The 25,830-nt window shown below is 70.3% G+C and carries 21 protein-coding genes and 2 pseudogenes; 14 read left to right on the forward strand and 9 right to left on the reverse strand.

Going from position 1 to position 25,830, the window contains the following annotated elements; all coding sequences use genetic code 11:
• The 3 genes and pseudogenes from KUM44_RS25140 to KUM44_RS25150 form a co-directional block, all read left to right on the forward strand.
• A pseudogene (locus KUM44_RS25140) lies at nt 1-797 on the forward strand (ABC transporter ATP-binding protein); the annotation flags it as partial.
• Nucleotides 798-960: 163 nt separating this feature from the next.
• A complete protein-coding gene (locus KUM44_RS25145; protein WP_217211352.1) occupies nt 961-1,848 on the forward strand; it encodes a FadR/GntR family transcriptional regulator in 888 nt (295 codons plus the stop codon).
• 427 nt (nt 1,849-2,275) lie between these two features.
• Nucleotides 2,276-3,811 (forward strand): RNA polymerase sigma factor, encoded by a 1,536-nt coding sequence (locus KUM44_RS25150; protein WP_217211353.1) that lies wholly within the window; start codon nt 2,276-2,278, stop codon nt 3,809-3,811.
• A 41-nt stretch (nt 3,812-3,852) separates the two neighbouring features.
• Here the strand turns inward: KUM44_RS25150 and KUM44_RS25155 are convergent, their stop codons facing one another.
• On the reverse strand, nt 3,853-4,053 hold the full coding sequence (locus KUM44_RS25155) for a hypothetical protein (protein ID WP_217211354.1): 201 nt from the start codon (nt 4,051-4,053) through the stop codon (nt 3,853-3,855).
• On the opposite strand from KUM44_RS25155, the pseudogene KUM44_RS45665 reads away from it, so the two are divergent.
• The 4 genes and pseudogenes from KUM44_RS45665 to KUM44_RS25175 all read left to right on the forward strand — a co-directional run.
• Nucleotides 4,048-4,333 (forward strand): annotated as a pseudogene (locus KUM44_RS45665) (SDR family oxidoreductase); the annotation flags it as partial. The gene KUM44_RS25155 and the pseudogene KUM44_RS45665 sit on opposite strands and share 6 nt — an antisense overlap.
• Nucleotides 4,334-4,481: 148 nt before the next feature.
• A complete protein-coding gene (locus KUM44_RS25165; protein ID WP_217211355.1) occupies nt 4,482-4,844 on the forward strand; it encodes a hypothetical protein in 363 nt (120 codons plus the stop codon).
• Nucleotides 4,841-5,038, forward strand: a complete 198-nt coding sequence (locus tag KUM44_RS25170; protein WP_217211356.1) for a hypothetical protein — start codon at nt 4,841-4,843, stop codon at nt 5,036-5,038. Before KUM44_RS25165 ends, KUM44_RS25170 begins: the two co-directional genes overlap by 4 nt.
• A gap of 162 nt (nt 5,039-5,200) precedes the next feature.
• Nucleotides 5,201-6,067 (forward strand): serine protease, encoded by an 867-nt coding sequence (locus KUM44_RS25175; protein ID WP_217211357.1) that lies wholly within the window; start codon nt 5,201-5,203, stop codon nt 6,065-6,067.
• Nucleotides 6,068-6,169: 102 nt separating this feature from the next.
• Here KUM44_RS25175 and KUM44_RS25180 read toward each other — a convergent pair whose 3' ends face one another.
• Complete coding sequence (locus KUM44_RS25180) at nt 6,170-6,400, reverse strand: hypothetical protein (protein WP_217211359.1); 231 nt, start codon at nt 6,398-6,400, stop codon at nt 6,170-6,172.
• Nucleotides 6,401-6,845: 445 nt separating this feature from the next.
• On the opposite strand from KUM44_RS25180, the gene KUM44_RS25185 reads away from it, so the two are divergent.
• The 3 genes from KUM44_RS25185 (at nt 6,846) to KUM44_RS25195 (ending at nt 11,204) form a co-directional block, all read left to right on the forward strand.
• Entirely contained in the window at nt 6,846-8,969 is a 2,124-nt protein-coding gene (locus tag KUM44_RS25185; RefSeq protein ID WP_217211361.1) for a type IIA DNA topoisomerase subunit B, read from the forward strand.
• 223 nt (nt 8,970-9,192) lie between these two features.
• The gene (locus KUM44_RS25190) at nt 9,193-9,615 is read left to right on the forward strand and encodes a DUF485 domain-containing protein (RefSeq protein ID WP_217211363.1); all 423 of its coding nucleotides are present in this window, start codon (nt 9,193-9,195) and stop codon (nt 9,613-9,615) included.
• A complete protein-coding gene (locus KUM44_RS25195; RefSeq protein WP_217211366.1) occupies nt 9,612-11,204 on the forward strand; it encodes a cation acetate symporter in 1,593 nt (530 codons plus the stop codon). The genes KUM44_RS25190 and KUM44_RS25195 overlap by 4 nt, the downstream gene beginning before the upstream one ends.
• A 157-nt stretch (nt 11,205-11,361) precedes the next feature.
• Here KUM44_RS25195 and KUM44_RS25200 read toward each other — a convergent pair whose 3' ends face one another.
• The 4 genes from KUM44_RS25200 to KUM44_RS25215 all read right to left on the reverse strand — a co-directional run bounded on the left by KUM44_RS25200 (nt 11,362) and on the right by KUM44_RS25215 (nt 16,178).
• On the reverse strand, nt 11,362-12,042 hold the full coding sequence (locus KUM44_RS25200) for a response regulator (protein WP_217211367.1): 681 nt from the start codon (nt 12,040-12,042) through the stop codon (nt 11,362-11,364).
• A complete protein-coding gene (locus KUM44_RS25205) occupies nt 12,039-13,718 on the reverse strand; it encodes a sensor histidine kinase (RefSeq protein ID WP_217211369.1) in 1,680 nt (559 codons plus the stop codon). Before KUM44_RS25205 ends, KUM44_RS25200 begins: the two co-directional genes overlap by 4 nt.
• Nucleotides 13,719-13,893: 175 nt before the next feature.
• Complete coding sequence (locus tag KUM44_RS25210) at nt 13,894-14,835, reverse strand: sucrase ferredoxin (RefSeq protein WP_217211371.1); 942 nt, start codon at nt 14,833-14,835, stop codon at nt 13,894-13,896.
• Nucleotides 14,836-14,921: 86 nt separating this feature from the next.
• A complete protein-coding gene (locus KUM44_RS25215; RefSeq protein ID WP_217211373.1) occupies nt 14,922-16,178 on the reverse strand; it encodes a citrate synthase in 1,257 nt (418 codons plus the stop codon).
• A gap of 121 nt (nt 16,179-16,299) precedes the next feature.
• On the opposite strand from KUM44_RS25215, the gene KUM44_RS25220 reads away from it, so the two are divergent.
• On the forward strand, nt 16,300-17,466 hold the full coding sequence (locus KUM44_RS25220; RefSeq protein ID WP_217211374.1) for a citrate synthase/methylcitrate synthase: 1,167 nt from the start codon (nt 16,300-16,302) through the stop codon (nt 17,464-17,466).
• Between the two features lie 184 nt (nt 17,467-17,650).
• On the opposite strand, the gene KUM44_RS25225 is transcribed toward KUM44_RS25220, so the two are convergent.
• On the reverse strand, nt 17,651-17,887 hold the full coding sequence (locus KUM44_RS25225) for a hypothetical protein (RefSeq protein WP_107119957.1): 237 nt from the start codon (nt 17,885-17,887) through the stop codon (nt 17,651-17,653).
• A gap of 96 nt (nt 17,888-17,983) precedes the next feature.
• Nucleotides 17,984-18,535, reverse strand: coding sequence for a DUF6082 family protein (locus KUM44_RS25230; protein ID WP_217211375.1), 552 nt, complete (start codon nt 18,533-18,535; stop codon nt 17,984-17,986).
• Nucleotides 18,536-18,857: 322 nt separating this feature from the next.
• On the opposite strand from KUM44_RS25230, the gene KUM44_RS25235 reads away from it, so the two are divergent.
• Nucleotides 18,858-19,964 carry a GTP-binding protein gene (locus tag KUM44_RS25235; protein ID WP_217211376.1) on the forward strand — a complete coding sequence of 369 codons (1,107 nt, stop codon included), beginning with the start codon at nt 18,858-18,860 and terminating at the stop codon, nt 19,962-19,964.
• Here KUM44_RS25235 and KUM44_RS25240 read toward each other — a convergent pair.
• On the reverse strand, nt 19,961-22,417 hold the full coding sequence (locus KUM44_RS25240) for a DNA topoisomerase (ATP-hydrolyzing) subunit A (RefSeq protein ID WP_217211377.1): 2,457 nt from the start codon (nt 22,415-22,417) through the stop codon (nt 19,961-19,963). The genes KUM44_RS25235 and KUM44_RS25240 overlap by 4 nt on opposite strands.
• A gap of 548 nt (nt 22,418-22,965) precedes the next feature.
• Here KUM44_RS25240 and KUM44_RS25245 point away from each other — a divergent pair.
• Both KUM44_RS25245 and KUM44_RS25250 read left to right on the forward strand, forming a co-directional pair.
• A complete protein-coding gene (locus tag KUM44_RS25245; protein ID WP_217211378.1) occupies nt 22,966-24,315 on the forward strand; it encodes a pitrilysin family protein in 1,350 nt (449 codons plus the stop codon).
• Entirely contained in the window at nt 24,312-25,700 is a 1,389-nt protein-coding gene (locus tag KUM44_RS25250) for a pitrilysin family protein (RefSeq protein WP_217211379.1), read from the forward strand. Before KUM44_RS25245 ends, KUM44_RS25250 begins: the two co-directional genes overlap by 4 nt.
• Nucleotides 25,701-25,830: the final 130 nt, after the last annotated feature.

Raw genomic sequence — 25,830 nt, forward strand, 5'->3', positions numbered from 1 at the left:
TCCCGCCCCCTATCTCCGTCCGCCCCGCCCCCAGCCCCCTCCGCCCCCTCCGCTACGAGCTCCGTCGCGCCGTCGGTGTCGGCACGAGCTTCGCCACCGGTGCCGCCGTGCTCGTGCTGTCCGCCCTCACCGCGGTACTGCTGGCACGCGTCGGGCACACGCCGCAGCACCGGCTGATGGCGGCGTGGCCGCAGCAGCTGCCGCTGCCGCCCGCGGCGATCGGTGCCGGGCTGCTCGGTGCGGTCGCGTTCGGCGACGAGTTCCGCCACCCCGCCCTGGCCGCGGATCGCGGCACCGTCCCTCGACGGCTGGGGCTGCTGGCCGCGAAACTCCTCGTCGCCTCCGCCACCGCGCTGGTGCTGGCCGTCCTCACCGTGGGCTGCGACACCGAAGTGCTCTATCTCGTCTACGGACCGGAGCTCGCGGAAGTTCCCGCCGACTGGCTTGCGATGAGCGCGAGTTGGATCGGGCTCGTGGTCGGCTGTGCCTGGGCCGGCGTGCTCGCCGCGGGGCTGTTCCGGTCCACCGCGGCCGGGCTCGCGGCGGTGGTCGCCGTACCCGTCGTCGTCGTACCACTCGTACAGAAGGCCTTCGAAGGACCGTCTGTGCGAACGGCGGCCGGGTTTCCGCTGCGGCTGCGGGAGCTGTTGCTGTCGCAGTGGCCGTTCGGGGGCGAGCGCTATCTGGAGGCCGCCGCGCGCGTGGTAGCCCAACCCGTCGGCGGCGCCCTGACGTTGTCGCTCACCGCCCTGCTCTGCGCCTTTGTCCTCACGACCCTGCGGAGCCGGGTCAGATGACGGCCGTCCCTGCCGCTCCCGGTCCCGTCGTGCGCACAACTCCCCGGGGAAAGCCCATTTCTTTCCGATAAGGCGTCAATTGCGACGGGGTGAGCGATCACCCTTTCGTGTGCTTTTCACCAAAGACCTCAAGGGAGTTGAGGAGGGCGCCGACAAAGGATCCGTGAGTACCCTTGCGCACACCATGATGACCGCCGCCCGCGCCGCCGACTCCGGTCTCGCCGGCCCGGGCGATCTCGACCGCTACCCCTACGCCGAGGCCACCGTCGCCGACCGCGTCGGAGCCCCTGCCTGGGACGGCGGGGAGCCGGAACTGGGCCGTGTGGGCCGCCGCGCCGCGGGCAGCCGCGGACGCGGGCTGCACGGCCAACTCGTCCAGCAGCTGGGCCAGATGATCGTCTCGGGCGACCTGGGCGCCGACCGCCCGCTCGTCCCCGAGGAGATCGGCCAGCGCTTCGAGGTCTCCCGCACCGTCGTCCGCGAGTCGCTCCGTGTCCTGGAGGCCAAGGGCCTGGTCAGCGCCCGTCCGAACGTCGGCACGCGCGTGCGTCCCGTCAGCGACTGGAACCTCCTCGACCCGGACATCATCGAGTGGCGGGCCTTCGGCCCGCAGCGCGATGACCAGCGCCGGGAGCTGAGTGAGCTGCGCTGGACGATCGAGCCGCTGGCCGCCCGCCTCGCCGCCGGGCACGGGCGCGACGACGTCCAGCAGCGGCTCGGCGACATGGTCGAGATCATGAGCCACGCGATGGGCCAGGGCGACGTTCTCACGTTCTCCCGCGCCGACGCCGAGTTCCACTCGCTGCTCATCCAGGTCGCCGGCAACCGCATGCTGGAGCACCTGTCGGGGATCGTCTCGGCCGCCCTCCAGGTCTCCGGCGGCCCTGTGACCGGCTGTGACCGGCCGAACGACACGTCGCTGGCGCAGCACAGCAGGATCGTCGACGCCCTCGCCGCCGGCGACGGCGCGGCCGCCGAGGCTGCCATGCGTCAACTGCTCACCGTCCATCCTGAGGTCGAGCGCGTGGTGCCCGCCCCCCGCGAGCACTGACCGCGCCTCCGGGGGCGTGGCCGGGACTGCCTCCCCCTCCTGTGGCATCTCCCGGTCTGAGCGCCCTCTCCCGTCGGACCCGCAGGATCCAGCACGGATCCTGCGGGTCCGACGGTGCGACGAGGCGGTGGAAAAGGCCGTACAGTGCTTGGTCCAAGCCGCGGGCGACCTGTTCTGTCCGCGTCTGCCTGCTTTTGATCGGTTACGGGATGTGACTCGGGCCACGCAGATTGGGCGTAACGCTCGGGGAAACAGCGCGATGACCTAAGAGGTGACAGCCGAGGAGGGAATACGGACGCCGCTCAAGGCGCTGTGCATCTTCCCGGCCCCCGCCCGCACCGTCGGCCCGATCCCCCGGCCGGTGGTCGGCTCCTGTCCGCCGTGGACGGGGCCGGAAGCCGTTTTTCAACGTTCCGAGAGGTTGTTCGTGTCGGCCAGCACATCCCGTACGCTCCCGCCGGAGATCGCCGAGTCCGTCTCTGTCATGGCTCTGATTGAGCGGGGAAAGGCTGAGGGGCAGATCGCCGGCGACGATGTGCGTCGGGCCTTCGAAGCTGACCAGATTCCGGCCACTCAGTGGAAGAACGTACTGCGCAGCCTCAACCAGATCCTCGAGGAAGAGGGTGTGACGCTGATGGTCAGTGCCGCGGAGCCCAAGCGCACACGAAAGAGCGTCGCAGCGAAGAGTCCGGCCAAGCGCACCGCCACCAAGACGGTCGCGGCGAAGACGGTGACCACCAAGAAGGCCACCGCCACCGCCACGCCCGCGGCGCCCGTCGCCGACTCCGCCGTCGAGGACGACGCCCCCGCCAAGAAGGCCGCTGCCAAGAAGACGACGACCGCCAAGAAGGCGGCCGCGAAGAAGACCGTCGCCAAGAAGACGGCGGCCAAGAAGACCACCGCCAAGAAGGACGACGCCGAGATCCTCGAGGACGAGGTGATCGAGGACGCTCCCAAGGGCGGCGAGGAGCCCGAGGGCACCGAGAACGCCGGCTTCGTGCTCTCCGACGAGGACGAGGACGACGCCCCCGCGCAGCAGGTCGCGGCGGCCGGCGCCACCGCCGACCCGGTCAAGGACTACCTCAAGCAGATCGGCAAGGTCCCGCTGCTCAACGCCGAGCAGGAGGTCGAGCTCGCCAAGCGCATCGAGGCCGGCCTGTTCGCCGAGGACAAGCTGGCCAACGCCGACAAGCTCGCCCCCAAGCTCAAGCGCGAGCTGGAGATCATCGCCGAGGACGGCCGCCGCGCCAAGAACCACCTGCTGGAGGCCAACCTCCGTCTGGTGGTCTCCCTGGCCAAGCGCTACACCGGCCGCGGCATGCTCTTCCTGGACCTCATCCAGGAGGGCAACCTCGGTCTGATCCGCGCGGTCGAGAAGTTCGACTACACCAAGGGCTACAAGTTCTCCACGTACGCCACCTGGTGGATCCGTCAGGCGATCACCCGCGCGATGGCCGACCAGGCCCGCACCATCCGTATCCCGGTGCACATGGTCGAGGTCATCAACAAGCTCGCGCGCGTCCAGCGCCAGATGCTCCAGGACCTGGGCCGCGAGCCCACCCCGGAGGAGCTGGCCAAGGAACTCGACATGACCCCCGAGAAGGTCATCGAGGTCCAGAAGTACGGCCGCGAGCCCATCTCGCTGCACACCCCGCTGGGCGAGGACGGCGACAGCGAGTTCGGTGACCTCATCGAGGACTCCGAGGCCGTCGTCCCGGCCGACGCGGTCAGCTTCACGCTTTTGCAGGAGCAGCTGCACTCGGTCCTCGACACCCTGTCCGAGCGCGAGGCGGGCGTCGTCTCGATGCGCTTCGGTCTCACCGACGGTCAGCCGAAGACCCTCGACGAGATCGGCAAGGTGTACGGCGTGACGCGCGAGCGCATCCGCCAGATCGAGTCCAAGACCATGTCGAAGCTGCGTCACCCGTCGCGGTCCCAGGTGCTGCGCGACTACCTGGACTGAGCCAGATCCAATCCGGCGCCCCTGACCTGCTGCTTTGCAGGTCAGGGGCGCTTTGGTGTGTCGGTGCTCCGGGATACCGGACGCATGGGCCGGCCGGGACTCGTCTCCAGGTACGGGGAGACGAAGACGATCTCCGGTTCGTGTCCGGTGTCGAAGCCCGTGGACTGGGTCAGCGCGAAGTGGAACCCCTTGACCTCGGGGGCCCGTCGGCACGGATCCACCTGCGCAAATAGGACGCGCACGGCAGGTCCAGCCTGGTGCGGCGCATCGCGCAACGCCTGCCCGAATCGCCCCCGGTGATCGAGCTGGACGTCACCGGCACCGCCCGGCTCGCCACGCTCGCCGACCGGGTGGGGGAGCACGTGGACGGCCTGGAACGGGGCCTTGCACTCGATCGGGTACGCCCTACTGTCCGCCCTCGGCGGCAACTTCCTGTCGACGCCGTGGGAGGACGTAGCGACCGCGGTCCACGTCTCGGCGTACTCGCTCAAGTCCCTCACCACGGCGGTGCTTCCGCTCATGGGCTGCTCACCCCGGAAGCAGCATCCTGAACCGGGTCGGCAGGGCTGGCCGAAAAAACCGGATATCGGACGGGAACCGCCCAGGACAATGACGTTCGAACTTTCGCACAAGGGGGCTTGTCATTCTCTATCTGATTCTCGCTTGTGACGTGCTGTTCTGGGTCTTCCTCGTCGGCGGCCTGGCGGCGCGCTACGCCGCCGGCTGGCGGCTCCTGGGCGGTGCACTGCTGCTCTGCGTCCCGCTGATCGACGTCGTGTTCCTGACCGCCACCGTCCTCAGCGTCCGGGACGGCGCGGAGCCGACTGTCTGGCACGGCCTGTCAGCGGCCTACCTCGGCATCACCGTGGTGTACGGCCACCGCACCGTGCGCTGGGCCGACGCGAAGTTCGCGCACCGCTTCGGCGGCGATGCCCCTGCGCCGCCCCCCAATCTCTACGGCCGCGCGGCCGTGGTGGACGCGTGGAAGTCCTGGTTCAGGTTCCTGCCGCCTACGCGATCAGCGTCGGCATGATCTTCGGCCTGGTGGTGCTGGTCGGTGGCCTGGACGAGGGTGCCCCGCTGCTGGTCTGGCTCAACCCGCTCACCAAGGTCCTCGTGTACAGCCTGATCTGGCCGGTGGTGACCACCCTCTGGCCCGGCAAGGCGCCGGATCCGGTGCCGGACAAGGCCGGCGGGGCCGCTGAGCCGGCCTCGCACCGGCGGTGACGTGCCCCTGAGCGCACTGCCTCGACCAGGTCGCACGCATTCGACACCCAGGGCCCGGTCTCCCGAGTGGGGACCGGGCCTTCGCGCTGTCGCGCGGGTGCGGGGTGCGGCGGGCTGAATCACTCTGGGTGTCCCATGACCACTCCAGAGTGAGGAGCGTGCATGCGTCGTCCTTCTATCCGGGCCCTGGCCCGGCCGCTGGTCCTGGCGGCAGCGGCAACTGCCATACCGTTGGCGTCGGCCGCCCCGGCGGCGGCCGACAGCGTCGTCGTCGGCGGGTTCCCGGTCGATGTGTCCGACAGTCCGTGGACCGTGGCGCTGGCCAGCCGTGACCGGTTCGGGGGTACGCGGGCCGGTCAGTTCTGCGTCGGTGTGGCGATCAGCCGGTCCACGGTGCTCACCGCCGCTCACTGCCTGAGCAAGGAGGTCCTCGGGGCGGCACCGCAACAGGTGCGCGACCTCAGTGTCATCACGGGCCGTACGGATCTGCTGTCCGGCCGGGGCCAGGAGATCCGGGTCCGCGGCAGCTGGGTAAACCCGGCCTATGACGGCGTGACCAACGCGGGGGACTTCGCTGTGCTCTCCCTCGCACAGCAACTTCCCGCGAGCGCGGTCATCGGGATGGCGCGTGCCGGCGATCCCGCCTATCTGCCCGGGACTCCCGCCCTGGTCTATGGCTGGGGGGACGTCACGGGGGCCGGCGACTACCCACGCAGCCTGCGGGCGGCACGCGTGCACGTACTGCCCGACGCCCTGTGCAGGCAGGCGTATCCGGGCAGTGGTGAAGGCAGGTACATGCCGGCCAGCATGGTCTGTGCCGGGGAACAGGAGGGAGGCCGGGACGCCTGTCAGGGGGACAGCGGAGGTCCCCTGGTCGCTCGGGGGCGACTGATCGGGCTCGTGTCCTGGGGCACCGGCTGCGGTCGCGCGGGCAATCCCGGCGTCTACACGCGGGTGTCCGAGGTCCTGCGGACCATGGGGTGGCGGGCCGCGGTGCGCGGCACCGTGCCGACGGCTGACGGAGGCTGAAGGCCGCGCGGGATATGAGCGCGGGCGGCCGCCCCTGCTCTCAGGGGCGGCCGCCCGTCGACCGGCCTGTGCCGGAAGCTGGCTCGTCGTTAATGCGAGGTGTCAGCGCTCTTCTTCGGACGCCGAAACGGGAACGGACGTCAGCCGCTCCGTCTCGTCCTGTATCTCAGCGGCGATCTTCTTGAGTTCCGGCTCGAACTTGCGACCGTGGTGGGCGCAGAAGAGCAGCTCTCCGCCGCTGAGCAGGACGACGCGCACGTACGCCTGGGCGCCGCAACGGTCGCAGCGGTCAGCGGCCGTCAGCGGGCTCGCGGGGGTCAGAACAGTAGTCACGTCGCCTCTTCTCTAGCTCGACGAGCTGTCGTACCAGGGTCAACATCCAACCAGCCCCAAAACGTTCCCGCTCGTGGCTTCACCCAGAGAGAAATTTTTTCGGGGGCGGCCGGCTGCTGCCGGCTTGGCGGCGAATGTGCCGTATTGCGTCGGTGTCTTGCTTACGGTTTCGCGCTGTCGGTCAAGGTCGGTCCTTCCGGCTGGCTTGCCGGTTTGTTCATGAGGACGTGCCCGGAGCCTAAATGGTTCATGCCTGGAAGGGAACGTGATATGTACTTCACCCCATCGAGGGATCGAACATGTATGCGATCCTGGACTACTCTGTGTTTCGCACGAGGGTGGCGTTACAACGGCTCTACCAGGCCTCGGTACCCTCTTGACGGCGACCGAAGCCGCGCCCCTACCCAACAGGGCGCCACCTGAAATTCAGCGAGGAGCGAACCGCGTGACCGCCGAGACGTCCGTGCCGTCCACAGCGCTGCTGGCAGGAGCAGACCGGGACGGTTCCAACTACACCGCGCGGCACCTGCTCGTCCTCGAGGGGCTCGAGGCCGTACGCAAGCGCCCGGGCATGTACATCGGGTCCACCGACAGCCGCGGTCTGATGCACTGCCTGTGGGAGATCATCGACAACTCCGTCGACGAGGCTCTCGGCGGGTACTGCGACCACATCGAGGTGATCCTCCACGACGACGGGTCCGTGGAGGTCCGGGACAACGGCCGGGGCATCCCGGTCGACGTCGAGCCCAAGACCGGTCTGTCCGGCGTCGAGGTCGTCATGACCAAGCTGCACGCCGGCGGCAAGTTCGGCGGCGGTTCGTACGCCGCCTCCGGCGGTCTGCACGGCGTGGGCGCCTCCGTGGTGAACGCCCTGTCCGCGCGGCTGGACGTCGAGGTGGACCGCGGCGGCCACACCCACGCCATCAGCTTCCGGCGGGGCGTGCCCGGAGCCTTCGCCGCCGACGGTGCGAACGCCAAGTTCGAGGCCAAGAGCGGCCTGCGCAAGGGGAAGAAGATCCCCAAGACCCGCAACGGCACGCGCGTGCGGTACTGGGCCGACCGCCAGATCTTCCTCAAGGACGCCAAGCTCTCCCTGGAGAACCTCCACCAGCGCGCCCGCCAGACCGCGTTCCTGGTGCCCGGCCTGACCATCGTCGTCCGCGACGAGTTCGGCCTCGGCGAGGGCGGCAGCAAGGGTGAGGAGTCCTTCCGCTTCGACGGCGGCATCAGCGAGTTCTGCGAGTACCTGGCCACCGACAAGCCGGTCTGCGACGTCCTCCGCTTCGGCGGCCAGGGCACCTTCAAGGAGACCGTCCCGGTCCTGGACGAGCACGGTCAGATGACGCCCACCCAGGTCACCCGTGAACTCGACGTCGATGTCGCGATGCGATGGGGCACGGGGTACGACACGACTCTGAAGTCGTTCGTGAACATCATCGCCACCCCCAAGGGCGGCACCCATGTCGCGGGTTTCGAGACGGCCGTGACCAGCACGATGAACGAGGTGCTGCGCGCCAAGAAGCTGCTGCGCGTCGCCGAGGACGACATCGTCAAGGACGACGCCCTGGAGGGTCTCACCGCGGTCGTCACGGTCCGCCTCGCCGAGCCGCAGTTCGAGGGCCAGACCAAGGAGGTCCTGGGCACCTCGGCGGCCCGTCGCATCGTGAACACCGTGATCTCCCGGGAACTCAAGGCGTTCCTGACGTCCACGAAGAGGGACGCCGCGGCCCAGGCCAGGGTCGTCATGGAGAAGGCCGTCGCGGCCGCCCGTACGCGCATCGCGGCCCGCCAGCACAAGGACGCCCAGCGCCGCAAGACGGCCCTGGAGTCCTCGTCGCTGCCCGCCAAGCTGGCCGACTGCCGCAGCGACGACGTCGACCGCAGCGAGCTGTTCATCGTCGAGGGAGACTCCGCGCTCGGCACCGCCAAGCTCGCCCGGAACTCCGAGTTCCAGGCGCTGCTGCCGATCCGCGGCAAGATCCTCAACGTCCAGAAGTCGTCCGTGACCGACATGCTCAAGAACGCCGAGTGCGGCGCGATCATCCAGGTCATAGGAGCGGGCTCCGGCCGGACCTTCGACATCGACGCGGCGCGCTACGGCAAGATCATCATGATGACCGACGCCGATGTGGACGGCTCCCACATCCGTACGCTGCTGCTGACGCTGTTCCAGCGCTACATGAGGCCGATGATCGAGGCCGGCCGGGTGTTCGCCGCGGTCCCGCCGCTGCACCGTATCGAGCTGATCCAGCCCAAGAAGGGGCAGGACAAGTACATCTACACGTACTCGGACCGTGAACTGCGCGACAAGCTCATGGAGTTCCAGAGCAAGGGTGTCCGCTACAAGGACTCCATCCAGCGCTACAAGGGCCTCGGCGAGATGGACGCCGACCAGCTGGCCGAGACGACGATGGACCCGCGGCACCGGACCCTGCGCCGGATCAGCCTCACCGACCTGGAGGCCGCCGAGCGGGTCTTCGACCTGCTGATGGGGAACGACGTGGCGCCGCGCAAGGAGTTCATCTCCAGCTCGGCGGCGACGTTGGATCGGTCGCGAATCGACGCGTAGCCGCTGCCCTGGGCTTGGGCCGTGTCTTTTCGGCCTCGGCCTCGGCCTCGCCTTCGCGCCTGTTCTGGGTACCCACCCGCACCGCCCGTACGGCCTTCGTCGTCGGGTGCGGGTGGCCCCTGTGGGGAGCATTCGCCGTTGGCGGCTGGGGAGCGTCACCTGATGGGGTGAAGCCCTGAGAGAAGTCCGGTCGGGGATCTTTCCGTTCTGTCCATGCTTGGGCATGTACTCAGACGATCCCTGGTACGACGCCCTCGCCTCCGGATGGGGGGAGGCCGACGTCACCGACGCTCCCGACGCCGCTCCGCCCCGCGCGGGTGACGTGTACCTCGAGGTGCAGCGCAGTGCGGCCTTTCAGGAGGTGCGCAGCCGGTACCGGAGGTTCGTGGTGCCGGCGGTCGTGGGGTTCCTTTCCTGGTACTTGGCGTACATCGTGGCCGCCACGACCGCGCCGGGGCTGATGGCCCGGCCCGTGGCGGGTGCCGTGAACGTGGCGATGGTTGCGGGGCTCGGCCAGTTCCTCACCACCTTCCTGCTCACCTGGGCATACACCCGCCACGCGCGCCTGCGCCGGGACCGGACCGCGCTCGAACTCAGGTGGAGCACCCAGGAGTTGACGCGCGTCACCAGAGGCGGTGCCTCGTGACGGACGACCATCAGACGTCGGCGCTGCTTCTGTTCAGCGTGTTCGTCGCGGTCACGCTGGCGATCACGACGTGGGTGAGCCGCGACCGGCAAGGCTCGGCGGAGGAGTTCTACGCGGGCGGTCGACTCTTCACACCCATGGAGAATGGTTTTGCCATCGCGGGCGACTACATGTCGGCCGCCTCCTTCCTCGGCATCTCCGGCCTCATCGCCCTCTTCGGCTACGACGGGATGCTGTACTCGGTGGGCTTCCTGGTCGCCTGGCTGGTGGTGCTGTTCCTCGTCGCCGAACTGGTACGCAACTGCGGGCGGTTCACGCTCGCCGACGTCGTCGCCGCACGGATGCGAGAGCGCCCCGTGCGGATCGCGCTGGGAACTTCCTCGGTCACCGTGTCCGTTCTGTATCTGGTGGCGCAGATGGTGGGCGCGGGCACCCTGGTCGCGCTGCTGCTCGGGGGCAGGAGCGAGGCGGCGCGGGCCTGGACCGTCATCGGCGTCGGCGTGCTCATGGTGATCTATGTGTCGTGGGGAGGGATACGGGCCACCACCTGGATCCAGATCGTCAAGTCGGTCCTGCTGCTCGGCGGCACCGTCGCGTTGACGGTGCTCGTCCTGGTGCGCTTCCACGGCGACTTCGACCGGCTGCTGCTCACGGCGGCCGAGCGCAGCGGTCACGGTGAGGCGTTCCTCGCGCCCGGGCTGAAGTACGGCGCCGACTGGACGTCCCGGTTCGATTTCATCAGCCTGGGGCTCGCGCTGGTCCTGGGCACCGCCGGGCTGCCGCACATCCTGTCCCGCTTCTACACCGTCCCCACCGCCCGCGCGGCACGGCGCTCGGTGGTCTGGGCGATCGGACTCATCGGCGGGTTCTACCTGATGACAATCGTGCTGGGGTTCGGCGCCGCCGCGATCGTCGGACCCGAGGCCGTACGTGGGTCGAACGCGGCCGGGAACACGGCCGTTCCGCTGCTCGCCCTCGACCTGGGCGGTGGCGCGGACTCCACCGGAGGAACGGTTCTCTTCGCCGTGGTGGCCGCCGTCGCCTTCGCCACGATCCTCGCCGTGGTCGCCGGAATCACGCTCTCCTCCTCGGCCTCAGTGGCCCACGATCTGTATGCCTCGCTACGGCGCCGACGCGCCCGGCCCCGCAGGGAGGTGGCCGTGGCGCGCGTCGCCGCGGTCGGCATCGGCGTCGTCGCGATCGCCCTCGGACTGCTGGCCCGCGACCTCAACGTCGCCTTCCTCGTGGGACTCGCCTTCGCCGTCGCCGCGTCCGCAAATCTGCCGGTGCTGCTCTACTCGCTGTTCTGGCGCGACTTCACCACGCGGGGCGCCGTATGGGCCGTGTACGGAGGCCTTGTTCCGGCCGTGGTGCTGGTGCTGCTGTCGCCGGTGGTGTCGGGCAGCCCCGAATCACTCGCCCCCGGCGTCGACTTCCAGTGCTTCCCCCTCCAGAACCCGGGCCTCGTCTCCATCCCACTGGGCTTCGTCGCGGGCTGGCTCGGCACCGTCACCTCGGCCGAGATCCCGGACGCGGCCAAGCACGCGGAGACCGAGGTGCGGTCGCTGACAGGTGCGGGGGCGGTCTAGGGCGGCACAAGAGCGCCTTCGGTGTCGTACGACCGCTCCGGACGCCGTATGGCCGAGGCCACTGTGCGCTGTCGGGCCGTCGGCTGATAGTTCGGTGCCCTGCGTCCGTATCAAAGGGAGGGCACGGTTCCCTTCCCCCGCCCCCACGGACCGTGCCTCAGGCGCGGGTCGCCCACACGTAACGGTGTTCCGGGCGGCCCGCGTCCCCGTACTTGAGGGTGAGCCGGGCCCGTCCCGTGCGTTCCAGGAGCTTGAGATAGCGCTGGGCGGTCTGGCGGCTGACCCCCGTGCGCTCGGCGATCTCCTGGGCAGACAGCGGCCCTTCGGCGTTCATCAGGGAGCGGCGCACGAGTTCCGCGGTGGTGGGGGAGTGGCCCTTGGGCAGATCGGGCTCCGAGGACGCGGACAGCGCGCCGAAGATCCGGTCCACCTCGGCCTGCTCCGCCTCGCCGCCGCTGTCCAGGGTGCGGCGCAGCTCCGCGTACGCCTCCAGCTTGGCCCGCAGCCCCGCGAAGGCGAACGGCTTGACCAGGTACTGGAGCGCGCCATGCCGCATCGCCGCCTGCACCGTCGACACGTCCCGGGCCGCCGTCACCATGATCACGTCGGTCTGGTGGCCGCGCCGGCGCATCTCCTGGACGACCGACAGACCCGTCTCGTCGGGCAGGTAGTGGTCCATCAGGACCAGATCCACGCGGGGCAGCGCCTCCACCTGGCGCAGTGCCTCGGCCGCGTTGTGGGCCTCGCCGGCCACATGGAAGCCCGGCACCTTCTCGACGTAGGCGCAGTTGACGCGCGCGACTCGCGTGTCGTCGTCCACGACCAGGACCTCGATCATCGCGACTCCTCCTCGGCGGCGGCGGTCCGCGCATCTGACGGCACGGTGAGGGCGGGTTCCAGGCCCGGCTCGGCCAGTGCCTCGGGCAGGACGACCGTGAACTCGGCGCCTCCGCCGGCCGCCTCGCCCACCGCCGCGCTCCCACCCTGCCGTTCGGCGAGCCTGCGCACCAGGGAGAGCCCTATGCCACGCTCACGGTGCGCCGGCGGCTTCTTGGTGGACCAGCCCTCGGTGAAGATCAACTCGCGCTGCTCCGCGGGGATTCCCGGGCCGGTGTCGCGCACCCTGAGGATCGCGGTGCGCCCCTCGGCACGCAGTTCGACCTCCACGCGCGCGTGCGCGGTGCCCGCGACGGCGTCGAGGGCGTTGTCCACCAGGTTGCCGACGATGGTGACGAGGCCCCTGGGGTCGATCAGCCGGTCCGGGAGCCCGGTGCGGTCCGCGAGGCGCAGCGCGACGCCGCGCTCGGCGGCCACCGTCGCCTTGCCGACCAGCAGGGCGGCGAGCAGCGGGTCCTGGATCTTCTCGGCGACCTGTTCCGCGGTGTCCCGGTGATCGCCGACCACCTCGCCGACGAACTCCACGGCGTCGTCGTACATCTCCAGCTCCAGCAGCCCGAGCAGTGTGTGCATGCGGTTGGCGTGCTCGTGGTCCTGGGCGCGCAGGGCGTCGATCAGGCCCCGCGTCGAGTCGAGTTCCCGGCCGAGCTGCTCCAGCTCGGTGCGGTCGCGCAGGGTGGCCACGGCGCCGCCGTCGTCGGTGGGCATGCGGTTGGCGACCAGGACACGCTGACCGCGGACGGTGAGCAGGTCGGTGCCGGTGACCCGGCCGGCCAGCACGTCGGTGGTACGGCCCTCGCCGAGCGCCTCGTCGAGGGACCGGCCGACGGCCTCGTCACCAATGCCGAGGAGCCGGGCCGCCTCGTCGTTGAGGAGGCGGACACGGCCCGTGCGGTCCAGGGCGACGACGCCCTCCCGGATGCCGTGCAGCATCGCCTCGCGCTCCGCGAGCAGCGCCGAGATATCGGAGAAGGCCAGGTCACGGGTCTGTCGCTGGACCCGGCGCGAGATCAGCCAGGCGGCCAGCGCGCCGACCGCCAGGGCGCCGCCCGCGTACGCGAACAGCTCGGGGATCGTGTGCAGCAGCCTGGCCCGCACGCTGTCGTAGGCGATGCCGACCGAGACCGCGCCGATGATCTTCCCGTCACTGTCGCGCAGCGGCACCTTGCCACGCGCGCTGCGGCCGAGGGTGCCGTTGTCGATCTGCATGACCTCATGGCCGGAGAGGGCCTGGCCCGGGTCGGTGGAGACCGTCCGGCCGACCTCGCCCGGGGTGGGATGGGACCAGCGGACCCCGCGCCGGTCCATCACCACGATGTACTCGGCCTTGGTGGCCTCACGGATACGTTCCGCCTTCCGCTGGACCGGCCCGCCGACCGTCGCCGGAGTGCGCGCGAGATCCTCGGCGATCTGCGGCTGGGCCGCGGTGGTCTGCGCGATCGACAGTGCGCGGCGCATCGCCTGGTCGTCCAGCTGGTCGCTGAGCGGAGCGAGGAACAGCCCGGTCGCGAGCACCGCGACTCCCGCGGCGATGGCCACCTGCATCAGCAGCACCTGCGCGAACATCCGCCGGGGCAGACCGAGGCGCAGGCGACGTGCGGGGGGAGTGGGGCTCATACCCATGACGGTACGTGGACCGGCGGGATGTCCCGTAGAGGGGTGTGGCGTGGATCTCTTGATCAATGTCGAGGGAGATGATCAATGTCCGGATCAATGCCGGACAGCCGGTCCATGCAACCGTCTATGCAACCGTCCAGGCGACCGGTCCCTGTGACGGATCCGGTGCATCTGATCAACTTGCGAGTGCCGTCGTCATCGTGAGCTCTCGCACCGTCACCACGTCCATCCGCGCGGGCGAGCCGAGCACCGACCCACAGCTCTCGGGGCGCGGCGGCAGGGAGACGCCCTGTGCCACGCCGACCCGCCAGTGGCGTCCGTCGCAGTGGGCGACCGTCACTTCCCAGCGAGGGGCAGCGCCGTCCGTCCGTACGACAGTCAGCGCCTCCGCGGCGTCCTCGCCGGTGGCCCTGCGTACGGCCAGCTCGGCCGCCTGGGCGGGCCGCTCCCAGGCCGAGTTCCCACGGCATCCCTCGACGACGATCCGGCCCTCCTGGACGCCGTGCAGGACCGCCTTGACCGCGTGGGCCTGCGCCCGGCCGTACGCGTAGCCGTACGGCAGCACGAGCAGCGTCGGTGAGAACCGGTGGCCACCCAGATGGGTGACCTCCCAGACGCCCTCCACGCCGGAGGCGGCGAGCTCGGCCGCGAGGGGGCGGCCGAGGAGTGCGCAGCAGCGGTCCCGCTTGCCGTTGGTGCAGACGAGCGCGAGGGGACCGCCTGTGTGGCGGCGCCCCTGGAGTGCCGAGTCGAAGGTGTGGTGGTCACCCCTGCCGAGGGCGGCGAAATCCAGCTCCAGCAGCTGCTCGGGGTCGCTGATCGTGGCCGCGTGCAGCCATACGTTCCCGGGCACGGTGTGGGCCGCGTAGACCTGCCGCTCGGCGGCGGTGCCGCAGTCGGCGTGCCGGCCGGGGCGGCGGATCAGCGCGACGCGTACGCCGGTGCCCTTCGTGGCCGCCTCCAGGGCTCGGCCCAGCACCGGGTCCAGGTGGCTCTGCGTGAGTGCCTTGGCACCCCACGGGCCGGGCTGCTCCACCAGCAGCCAGGTCGTCGCGGTCGCCGCGGTCCCCGCGATGGGCTCGTCGAGGTCCTGCGAGACGGTTGAGCACGTACTCACAGAGGTGAGCCTAACCTGACTTGGGTGGCGGTGGCTGGTCGAGGGGTCTGGTCCGGGGATGGCCGAGGCCCTGTCCTGCGCCTGTCCTACTCAGGTAGCGGCTGAGGCGGCTTCGGACCCGTGTAGTGCCCGCTCGGCCGCATCCGCAGCGGTCGCTCGCCGTACTCCTCGAGGGCATGGGCGATCCAGCCCGCCGTGCGGGCCACGGCGAAGATCGTCTCGCCCGCTGTGTAGGACATGCCGGAGGACGCCGTGAACACGCCCAGGGCCAGGTCGACGTTCGCGTGCAGCGGGGTGTGGCGGGCCGCCGTGGCCGCGATGTCGCGGGCCGCGGCGAGGGCGGGTGCCGAGTGGGGGATCTCCTCCAGGAGGCCGAACAGGACACGCGCGCGTGGGTCCTCGCCGGGGTAGAGCCGGTGACCGAGCCCCGGAATGCTTCGGCCGGCCCGCAGCTCCTCGGCGATGACGGGGCCCGCGTCGCCCCGGTCGAGCACCTCCATGATCAGCTTGTGGGCGAGGCCGCTCGCCGCCCCGTGCAGGGGGCCCTCGATCACGCCCAGTCCGGCGGAGACGGCGGCGTAGGCATGGGCACGGGCGGACGCGGCGACCCGTACGGCGAGGGTCGAGGCGGCCAGGTCGTGATCGACGAGGAGGGCCAGGGCGGTGTCCAGAACGCGCAGCGTGGCCTTGTCGGCGGGCCGTCCGCTCAGTTGTCGCCACAGGCGCTGAGCGATGGAGCCCTCGTCGCCACGGGTGTACGGCGCGGGCCTGAGGGAGGCGACGAGGGTCGGGATGAGGACGCGCGCGGTGCCGAGCACGGCCTCCTCGGACAGGTCGAAGCGCAGCGGGTCAGCTGTCGCGGCGGCGATCGTCGCTACCCGCAACCGGTCGGTGGGGCCGACGTGTTCGGACAGGGCGTCGACGGCGCGACGCGCGGCGGTGACGGAGACCTCGGGGGCGGTGAAGGTGACTCCGGGGCGCAACTCACCCGTCCACAGCCACTCGGCGACCTCTTCGTAGGAGTGCCGGGCGGCCAGCTCGGTCGCGTCCACGCCCCGGAAGTAGTAGCGGTCCGTGTCGATCGACGTGAGCCGGGTCCGGACGGACAGCTCTCCTGCCGGCCCTGAACCGGGGGCGCTCTCCCGCCTGTTGCGCCGGGCGAGCGTCTCCACCTCCTCGGCGTCGAAGGTGCTGCCCCGGCCGCCGGGCGCGCGGCGGCTGCTGAGGTGTCCGCGGCTCACGTACGCGTACACGGTCTCGGGCTTCACACCGAGCAGTTCGGCGGCTTCCTGGGTGGTCAGCCGCCGCCCTGCTGGGCCGGGGCCGGGCTCTTGATCGCGCATGGGGTCACCGTATCCAGGAAATCGGACATTGATTTCGAGCGTTGATTTATATGTTGATTGCATCAATATTGACAGGCGATCAGTCAAGCATGGACAGTCGAATCAAGTCCAGGGAGGAATCATGTCCGTCAATAGGTCAACAACCGCGCTCGTCGAGGTGCCACGTGGGCTGGCGGGTGTCGTCGTCACCGACACCGAGGTGGGCGACGTCCGAGGGCTCGAGGGCTTCTACCACTACCGTCAGTACTCTGCCGTGGAACTCGCGCAGACCCGCCCCTTCGAGGACGTCTGGCATCTCCTGGTCCACGGTGAACTGCCGGACGCGGAGCGCTCCGCCGCCTTCGCCGCCGAGACCGCCGCGCTGCGGCGGCTGCCGGACCGGGTGTGGGCCGCGCTCCCCGCCATCGCGGCGGCGAGCGGAGGGTCCGGACCGTTGGCCGGTCTGCGCACCGCACTGTCCCTGCTCGGCGCGGCCCAGGGCTTCCGGCCGGTGTACGACATCGGCGCCGACGCGCGCCGCCGGGACACCCTCGTCGCGGCCGGGGCCGTACCGACTCTGCTCACCGCGCTGCACCGGCTGGGCGCGGGACTCGATCCCGTCGAGCCGCGCGAGGACCTGTCGTACGCGGCCAACTATCTGTACATGTTGACGGGAGCGGAGCCGGAGCCCCGGCGGACCCGGGCCGTCGAGCAATACTTGATCTCAACCATTGACCATGGATTCAATGCCTCAACCTTCACGGCCAGGGTCATCACCTCCACGGGAGCGGACATCGCGGCCTGTCTTGTCGGTGCCGTGGGCGCGCTGTCGGGGCCTTTGCACGGAGGCGCACCCAGCCGGGCGCTGGACACCCTGGACGAGATCGGCACCCCCGACCGCATCGACTCCTGGATCCGTGAACGCGTCCTCGCCGGCGACCGCATCATGGGCTTCGGCCACCCGGTCTACCGCACCGAGGACCCCCGGTCCCGGATGCTCCGCGAGATCGCCCAGGGCTTCGGCGGCCCGCGCGTCGAGTTCGCCGTGGAGGTCGAACGCCGCGTCGAGGCGATCCTCGCCGAACTGAAACCCGGCCGCGCGCTGCACACGAACGTCGAGTTCTACGCGGGTGTGGTCATGGAACTGTGCGGTCTGCCACGCGAGATGTTCACACCGACGTTCGCCGCGGCGCGGGTCGTCGGATGGAGCGCCAACATCCTGGAGCAGGCACAGGACTCGAAGATCATCAGGCCGGTGGCGCGGTATGTCGGGCCCGGGGCGCCGGTGAGGGTGCCGACGGCTGCCTGACACCGGCCCTGGCATACGTGTGGCCTGGTGCCGTTCTGGCGCCAGGCCTCATCGGGTGGGGATCGAGCAGTGACGGGGTGCCGGCTGCTCGCCGGGTCGGTTGCCCGGCTCGCTCAACGGTTGCGCGCGGCCGGGGATCGTCGACGGTACGAGTCTGGGGTGGACGCGTGCTCGTGCGGTGGTCTCAGGCGTCGGGGATGTCTGCCTTGGCGCGGATGAGAGTCTCCCGGCTGACGATGACGATGCGCTCGTAGTCGGCGCGGGCGGCATCGGCGGGCAGTTCCGGGTCAAGCGCCTCGGTGGCCTCGGTGCCGATGACGGCGAAGTTGCCGTCGCTGAGTTCGAACACGTCCGGGCAGGTAGCTCCTGAGTTACTGCCACGGGCGCTTGGAGGCACACCGATGCGGCGCACGATCTTCAAAGGTACGGGTCCTTACGAGGGCTGGGCATTGTAGACGGGAGAACGTTACTGGTGTTTCTGTTTCCGCCGTGGCTGGATGGCGAAAATGTCACCCAGTCAGTCGGTGGGCGGATCGCCGACGACCCACCACTCGTCCGTGTCGGCTTCGTCGAGGTCCCTGACGAGACCGTCAACCATGTGCCCCAGCTGGGCTTCTTCGGATGTCTCGTTCAGGGAGGCGCGCATGTGCTGTGACGCTTCCCAGTATTCACGGAAGACCGGGCTCTGGAAGAACTCCCGCAGATGCCGGTACAGCTCCTCCCGGTCCAGGATTCCCGCCCGGTAGAGGTGGAACAGATGGACGTACCAGGCGTTGGCGTAGAAGAACTGGCGGCGCCTCTCCGCCGGGATGCTCTTGTCGTAGGTGTCGATCACCGCGGCGAGGGAGGGATCGTCGATCGCCCTGGCCAGCAGCTCCCACTGCATGCGCTGCTGATGTGCCAGGGCCTTGCGGCGGATCGCCAGCTCCTCGAGTTCCAGTCGCCTCTCGTGCAGTCGTGCCTCCTCCAGCCGTCGTTGACGCGCTGCCATCGCTGCGCCCGCGGCGGCGGCGAGGAGGGCCAGTGCGGCGGTGGCCAGCCTCCCCGCAGAGTATTTCCGTGTGGTCATGTCAATTACCCCCGATCAGGCGGCCGTCCGCCGGTCGTCGGGGTGCGGGTCGACTGGAGGGGACCGGCGAGCGGTGGGCGGCGCTTGCCGTCTCCCAGAGTGCCGAGCGGCTCTGATCGGCGGGGAGGCGGAGAGGAGGCGCACGGAGGGAAGCGAGGGTCGCACACTCCGGCGCCATGCCCAACGTCTGCCCGGCAAGTGCTGCTAACAATCGTTCACTTCGCGGTGATTATTCCGGCTCGTATCCTGGGTCGGCATTCAACCTTCGTATGTGCGCCGGCCCGCGAGCCGGTGCACCCGTCGGCGTGAGAGAGGTCGCACGTTGAGTCAGCCGAGCCCCGGTCCGCAGCAGATCCCGGTCGTCGTTCTAGCCGGATTTCTCGGTTCCGGCAAGACGACGCTGCTCAACCACCTCCTCCACCGCAGCCAAGGCACCCGCATCGGCGCCATCGTCAACGACTTCGGAGCCATCGAGATCGACGCCATGGCGGTCGCCGGAGCGCTCGGCGACTCCACCCTCTCCCTCGGGAACGGCTGCCTGTGCTGTGCCGTGGACGCCAGTGAGCTGGACGTCTACCTGGAGCGGCTGGCCCGTCCGTCCACCGGCATCGACGTCATCGTCATCGAGGCCAGCGGGCTCGCCGAGCCCCAGGAGCTCATGCGCATGGTGCTCGCCAGTGAACATCCCGGCATCGTGTACGGCGGGCTGGTCGAGGTCGTCGACGCCGCCGAGTTCGACGACACCCGCGCCAAGCATCCCGAGATCGACCGGCACCTCGCCCTCGCGGACCTCGTCGTGGTCAACAAGCTCGACCGGGCTCCGGACGGGGAGCACGTGCTCGACCTGGTCCGCGGGCTCACCGACCGCGCCGCCGTCGTCCCCGCCACCTACGGCCGTATCGACCCCGAGTTCCTCTTCGACTGCCGGCCCAGCGAGGAGCGCATCGGGCAACTGTCCTTCGACGACCTGCACGACCACACCGGCGACTCCGGTGACGACACGGACGGCGGTGACCACCACGGGCACCTTCACACCGGCTACGACAGCCTGTCCTTCGTCTCCGAAGTCCCCCTCGATCCACGGCGCTTGATGGGCTTCCTGGACAGCAGGCCGGAGGGGCTGTATCGGATCAAGGGGTATGTCGACTTCGGCCCGCACGACACCGCCAACCGCTACGTCGTCCATGCCGTCGGCCGCTTCCTGCGCTTCTACCCGGAGCGCTGGAGCGCCGCCGACGCGCGCCTCACCCAGCTGGTCCTCATCGGCTCCGGCATCGACACCTCCGCGCTCGGCAAGGAGCTGGAGGCCTGCAAGAGCGACGCCCCACACGCCGACGAACATGGCATGTGGGGCGTGCTGCGGTACGTACGGGAGGCGGAGGAAGAGGCCTCCGCCTCCCCGGAGGACGGCGTCTCCCAGGAGATCTAGAACGGACCGGCCACCACCGACACCGTCTTCCCCAGTGACACGCCCGAGCCGTCGCGGCGCGGGTCGATGTCCGGGAGGTCGGCCGGGGTGCCGTTCTTCTGCGCGGCCCGTGCCGGGACGGCGCCCGCCCAGGCCAGGGACAGACAGTCCTCGCCCTTCAGGAACCGCTGGCAGCGCACACCGCCGGTCGCGCGCCCCTTGCGGGGGTACTGGTCGAACGGGGTCATCTTGGCCGTCGTCTGGACCGAGTCGTCCAGCGTGCCGCGCGAGCCCGCCACCGTGAACACCACCGCGTCGGCCGCAGGGTCCACCGCCGTGAAGGAGATCACCTTCGCGCCCTCCGTCAGCTTGATGCCCGCCATACCGCCGGCCGCGCGGCCCTGCGGGCGGACCTGCGAGGCCTGGTAGCGCAGCAGCTGCGCGTCGTCCGTGATGAAGACCAGGTCCTCCTCACCGGTGCGCAGCTCGACCGCGCCGACGATGCGGTCGCCCTCCTTCAGAGTGATGACCTCCAACTCGTCCTTGTTGGACGGGTAGTCGGGCACCACGCGCTTGACGACACCCTGCTCGGTACCGATCGCCAGGCCCGGGGACGACTCCTCGAGCGTGGTCAGACAGACCAGGGTCTCGTCGCCCTCCAGAGAGACGAACTCCGACAGCGGCGCCCCGCCCGAGAGGTTCGGTCTCGTCGCCGTCTCCGGCAGCTGCGGCAGATCGATGACGTTGATCCGCAGCAGCCGGCCCGTGGACGTCACCGCGCCCACCTCACCGCGGGCCGTGGCCGACACCGCCGAGACGATCACGTCGTGCTTGGAGCGCTTGGCCTCGCCGTCCTCCGCGAACGGGTCGCCGTTCGCCGTACGGGCCAGCAGCCCCGTCGAGGACAGCAGCACCCGGCACGGGTCGTCCGCCACCTGGAGCGACGCCGTGGGGAGCGGCGCACCGGCCGACTCCAGCAGGACCGTACGGCGCTCGGTGCCGAACTTCTTGGCGACCGAGGCCAGTTCGGCGGAGACCAGCTTGCGCAGCTCCGCGTCCGAGTCCAGGATCCGCGTCAGCTCGGCGATCTCCTCGTTGAGCCGGTCCTTCTCCGCCTCCAGCTCGATGCGGTCGTACTTGGTGAGCCGGCGCAGCGGCGTGTCGAGGATGTACTGCGTCTGGACCTCGCTCAGCGAGAAGCGCTCCATCAGGCGCTCCTTCGCCTGCGCGGAGTTCTCGCTGGAGCGGATCAGCCGGATGACCTCGTCGATGTCCACCAGCGCCGTGAGCAGGCCCTCGACCAGGTGCAGCCGGTCGCGACGCTTGGTGCGGCGGAACTCGCTGCGCCGCCGCACGACCTCGAAGCGGTGGTCGAGGTAGACCTCCAGGAGCTCCTTGAGGCCCAGGGTGAGGGGCTGTCCGTCGACCAGCGCGACATTGTTGATGCCGAAGGACTCCTCCATCGGCGTCAGCTTGTACAGCTGCTCCAGGACGGCCTCCGGCACGAAGCCGTTCTTGATCTCGATGACCAGACGCAGGCCGTGCTCGCGGTCGGTGAGGTCCTTGACGTCGGCGATGCCCTGGAGCTTCTTCGAGCCGACCAGGTCCTTGATCTTGGCGATCACCTTCTCCGGACCGACCGCGAAGGGCAGTTCGGTGATGACGATGCCCTTGCGGCGGGCGGTCACCGTCTCCACGGACACGGTCGCGCGGATCTTGAAGGTGCCGCGGCCCGTCTCGTAGGCGTCCCGGATGCCGGAGAGGCCGACGATCCTGCCGCCCGTGGGCAGGTCGGGGCCCGGGACGTGCTTCATCAGCGCGTCCAGATCCGCGTTCGGGTAGCGGATCAGATGGCGGGCGGCCGCGATGACCTCGGAGAGGTTGTGCGGCGGCATGTTGGTGGCCATGCCGACCGCGATGCCGGAGGCGCCGTTGACCAGGAGGTTCGGGAAGGCGGCGGGCAGGGCCACCGGCTCCTGCTCCTGGCCGTCGTAGTTGGGCGTGAAGTCGACCGTGTCCTCGTCGATCGACTCGGTCATCAGGCTCGTCGCCTGCGCCTGCCGGCACTCGGTGTACCGCATGGCGGCCGGCGGGTCGTCGTTGCCCAGCGAGCCGAAGTTGCCGTGGCCGTCGACCAGCGGGACGCGCATCGAGAAGGGCTGGGCCATGCGCACCAGCGCGTCGTAGATCGACGCGTCGCCGTGCGGGTGCAACTTACCCATGACCTCACCGACGACGCGGGCGCACTTCACATAGCCGCGGTCGGGGCGCAGGCCCATCTCGTTCATCTGATAGACGATGCGGCGGTGCACCGGCTTGAGGCCGTCGCGGGCGTCCGGCAGGGCGCGGGAGTAGATGACCGAGTACGCGTACTCGAGGAAGGAGCCCTGCATCTCGTCGACGACGTCGATGTCGAGGATCTTCTCCTCGTACGAGTCGTCGGGCGGCGGGTTCTTCGTGCTGCGGCGGGCCATCGCTGCCGGCTCCTCTGGTTCTGGTCGCTCGAGCGTTTGCGGTATCTGACGCGGACCATTGTGGACCGCGGCACTGACAACCACCGACCAGGACCCGATGTTGGGCTCCGGCCCGGCGTCGGAGAAGTGTCGCCGACGCCAGGCCTCCCCCGCGACACAGGGGGCGGACAGCGTGCGAACCGTCCTCGCCGGGGCCGCGCTTGCGAGCGCGGGGACCGAAGGCAAGCGCGCGCCGCGAGACCGTTCACTCGGCGGAGTGATCGCCGGGCGCAGTGCCAGGTCGCGGGGAGGACGAGCCGGTATCGGCGCCGCGAGCGCGGCCGGAGCGTGCGTGGCCCGCCTCGCTCGGGCAGGGGCGTGGGACGCGACGGCGAGCCGCCCCCGACCGCCGTCGCGCACGGTGTACCCGGCCCGCCTTCACCGCCGTCCGGGCATGGCGTTCTGACCGGGAACTTCGCCGACCCTTCGGACGCTGCATACAGTGGCAGGAACTCATGCCGAACTGTTCGGCACAACGCAGTGCACGCGACCGGAAGGACACCTTGCCCATGGGTCACACGGCCACACCGGAGGCACAATCCGGCGGCCTCACCGCGACGGAGCACCGCCTGGCCAACGGCCTGCGCGTGGTGCTCTCCGAGGACCACCTCACGCCGGTCGCCGCGGTCTGTCTCTGGTACGACGTCGGCTCCCGCCACGAGGTCAAGGGCCGTACCGGACTCGCCCACCTCTTCGAGCACCTGATGTTCCAGGGGTCGAACAGTGTGAAGGGCACGGGTCACTTCGAGCTCGTCCAGGGCGCGGGCGGCTCGCCGAACGGCACCACCAGCTTCGAGCGCACCAACTACTTCGAGACCATGCCCGCCCACCAGCTGGAGCTCGCGCTGTGGCTGGAGGCCGACCGCATGGGCAGCCTCCTGGTGGCGCTCGACGAGGAGGGCCTGGAGAACCAGCGCGACGTCGTCAAGAACGAACGCCGCCAGCGCTACGACAACGTCCCCTACGGCACGGCGTTCGAGAAGCTGACCGCCCTGTCGTACCCCGACGGCCACCCCTACCACCACACGCCGATCGGCTCGATGGCTGACCTGGACGCGGCCAGCCTGGAGGACGCCCGCGCGTTCTTCCGCACCTACTACGCGCCCAACAACGCCGTCCTGTCGATCGTCGGCGACATCGACCCGGAACAGACACTCGCCTGGGTGGAGAAGTACTTCGGCTCCATCCCCGGCCACGACGGCAAGCCCGAGCCGCGCGACGGCTCGCTGCCCGACACCATCGGCGAGCAGCTGCGCGAGGTCGTCGAGGAGAACGTCCCCGCGCGCGCGATGATGGCCGCCTACCGGCTCCCGACGGACGGCACGCGCGAGTGCGACGCCGCCGACCTGGCGCTGACCGTCCTCGGCGGCGGCGAGTCCTCCCGCCTCTACAACCGGCTCGTCCGACGCGACCGTACGGCCGTGGCGGCCGGGTTCGGGCTGCTCCGCCTGGCCGGCGCGCCCTCGCTGGGCTGGCTGGACGTGAAGACCTCCGGCGACGTCGAGGTGCCCGTCATCGAGGCGGCCGTCGACGAGGAGCTCGCCCGCTTCGCGGCGGACGGCCCCACCGCCGAGGAGATGGAGCGGGCGCAGGCCCAGCTGGAGCGCGAGTGGCTGGACCGGCTCGGCACCGTCGCGGGCCGCGCCGACGAACTGTGCCGGTACGCCGTCCTGTTCGGCGACCCGCAGCTCGCCTTCACCGCCGTCCAGCGCGTCCTCGCCGTCACCGCCGAGGAGGTCCAGGCGGTCGCCAAGGCCCGCCTGCGTCCCGACAACCGCGCGGTGCTCGTGTACGAGCCGGTCGCCGACGAGGCCGAGGAAGCCCCCGCCACCGACGAGAACGAGGAGTCGGCGCAGTGACCGAGCTCGCCAGCATGGACTTCCACCCGCAGCCCCAGGCCGGCGAGGCCCGGCCCTGGGCGTTCCCGGCGCCCGAGCGCGGCGAGCTGGACAACGGCCTGACGGTCCTGCGCTGCCACCGCCCCGGCCAGCAGGTCATCGCCGTCGAGGTGCTCCTGGACACGCCCCTGGACGCCGAGCCGAAGGGCCTGGACGGCATCGCCACGATCATGGCGCGCGCCCTCTCCGAGGGCACCGACAAGCACACCGCCGAGGAGTTCGCGGCCGAGCTGGAGCGCTGCGGCGCCACGCTCGACGCGTACGCCGACCACCCCGGCATCCGGGTCAGCCTCGAGGTGCCCGTCTCCCGTCTGCCGAAGGCGCTGGGGCTGCTCGCCGACGCGCTCAGGGCGCCCGCGTTCGACGACGCCGAGGTCGAGCGCCTGGTGCGCAACCGGCTCGACGAGATCCCGCACGAGCTGGCCAACCCCTCGCGCCGCGCCGCCAAGGAGCTCTCCAAGGAGCTGTTCCCGGCGACCTCGCGCATGTCGCGCCCCCGTCAGGGCACCGAGGACACGGTCGCGGGCATCGACTCGGCGGGCGTACGCGCCTTCTACGAGCGGCACGTGCGCCCCGCCACCTCCACCGTCGTGGTCGTCGGCGACCTCACCGGCGTCGACCTCGACGCCCTGCTGGGCGACACCCTGGGCGCCTGGACCGGTTCCCCGGCCCAGCCCCGCCCCGTCCCGCCGGTCACCGCGGACGACACCGGGCGCGTCGTCATCGTGGACCGCCCGGGCGCCGTGCAGACGCAGCTGCTGATCGGCCGTATCGGCCCCGACCGGCACGACCGCGTGTGGCCCGCGCAGGTGCTCGGCACGTACTGCCTCGGCGGCACCCTCACCTCCCGCCTGGACAAGGTCCTGCGCGAGGAGAAGGGCTACACCTACGGCGTGCGGGCCTTCGGCCAGGTCCTGCGCTCCGCCCCGGACGGCACGGGCGCGGCGATGCTCGCCATCAGCGGCTCCGTCGACACCCCGAACACCGGTCCGGCGCTGGACGACCTCTGGAAGGTGCTGCGCGGGGTCGCCGGAGAGGGGCTCACCGACGCCGAGCGGGACTTCGCCGTGCAGAACCTCGTCGGGGTGGCCCCGCTGAAGTACGAGACGGCCGCCTCCGTGGCGAACACGCTGGCCGACCAGGTCGAGCAGCACCTGCCCGACGACTACCAGGCGAAGCTGTACCAGCAGCTGGCCTCGACCGGCACCGTCGAGGCCACCGCCGCGGCCGTGAGCGCCTTCCCGGTGGACCGGCTGGTGACGATCCTGGTCGGCGACGCGGCCGCGATCCGTGAGCCCGTCGAGGCCCTCGGCATCGGCGAAGTCACCGTCGTGGCAGCCGAGTAGGGACCGAGCAGAGGTCCGATTGGAGACGACACCGCGTCGGTGACGGCACGCGTGCGTGAGGGGCCCTGGTGACTTCCAAGTCACCAGGGCCCCTTTATGCCCGAATTGGGGGAGAGGTTGCCTGTCTGGC

It is taken from the genome of Streptomyces sp. AC550_RSS872 (assembly GCF_019049285.1).
Lineage (GTDB): Bacteria > Actinomycetota > Actinomycetes > Streptomycetales > Streptomycetaceae > Streptomyces.